The 1,342-nt window shown below is 70.8% G+C and carries 1 protein-coding gene; it reads left to right on the top strand.

What is annotated here, in order from left to right:
- Nucleotides 1-125: 125 nt before the first annotated feature.
- Nucleotides 126-1,342, top strand: a 1,217-nt coding sequence (locus tag ABT297_RS43040) for an acyl carrier protein (protein ID WP_350560003.1), incomplete at its 3' end; no start/stop codon positions are given.

The raw sequence follows: 1,342 nt of genomic DNA, 5'->3' as shown, positions 1-1,342 counted from the left end.
ACCTTGTGACTTGAGTTCAGAAGTGTGATCTTCAGATCTGGCTCGGCGGCACGCTCGGGGCGGCCGACCTGGCTCGCCTGGCCCGGGCCGGTGTCGCCCCGTTGCCGACGGCCGCCGGTGCCGAGATGCTGGATGCGGTGTGGCGTACCGACCGGGCGGTCATCGTGCCGGCCGCGCTGGACACTGCCGCGGTACGGCAGGCCGGCGAGGTGCCGGTCATGCTGCGCGGGCTGGTCCGTGTCCCGCAGCGCCGCCGGACGGCCGCGGCCGGTGCACCGGCCGCCGGCGGGCTGACGGAGCGAATCGCCGCTCTCGGCGACGCCGAACGTGATCGGTTGCTGCACGACATGGTCCGCGAGCATTTGGGTGTGGTCCTGGGCCACGCGGCGGACGAGCCGATCGAGGCCGGCCAGGCGTTCAAGGACATGGGTTTCGATTCGCTCAGCTCCGTCGAACTGCGGAACCGGCTGAACGCCGCCACCGGGCTGCGGCTGCCGAGCACGCTGCTGTTCAACCACCCGACCCCGGCCGCGCTGGTCGCCTTCCTGACCGGCGAGCTGACCGGGCACACCGCTGAGCCGGTCGCCGTCGCGGCCGCCGCGGCCGCCGCCGACGAGCCGATCGCGATCGTGGGTATGTCCTGCCGGCTGCCGGGCGGTGTGTCCACGCCGGAGCAACTGTGGGCGCTGCTGGCCGAGGGCCGCGACGCGGTCGGTGACTTCCCGGCCAACCGCGGTTGGAATCTCGATTCCCTCTACGACCCGGACCCCACCCGGTACGGCAAGACGTACGTGCGCCAGGGCGGTTTCCTGCATGACGCGGACCGGTTCGATTCGGAGTTCTTCGGAATCAGCCCACGGGAGGCGCTGGCCACCGACCCGCAGCAGCGGTTGCTGCTGGAGACCACCTGGGAGACGTTCGAACGGGCCGGGATCGATCCGCGTTCGGTCCGCGGCAGCCGGACCGGTGTGTTCGCCGGCGTGATGTACCACGACTACGGCGGCCGGCTGCAGGAGGCGCCGGAAGGCCTCGAAGGCTACGTCATCAACGGCAGTGCGGGCAGTGTGGCGTCGGGCCGGATCGCCTACACCTTCGGGCTGGAGGGTCCGGCGGTCACGGTGGACACGGCATGTTCGTCGTCGCTGGTCGCGATCCATCTCGCCGCGCAATCGCTACGCAGCGGCGAGTGCAGCCTGGCACTGGCCGGCGGAGTCACGGTGATGGCCACCCCGAACACATTCGTCGAATTCTCCCGGCAACGGGGACTATCACCCGACGGCCGATGCAAAGCATTCGCCGACAACGCCGACGGCACCGGCTGGGCCGAAGGCGCCGGCATGCT

The organism is Dactylosporangium sp. NPDC000555, from assembly GCF_040300025.1.
Lineage (GTDB): Bacteria > Actinomycetota > Actinomycetes > Mycobacteriales > Micromonosporaceae > Dactylosporangium.
Note: the sequence above shows the minus strand (reverse complement) of the source record. Positions and strands in the feature narration are given on the sequence as shown.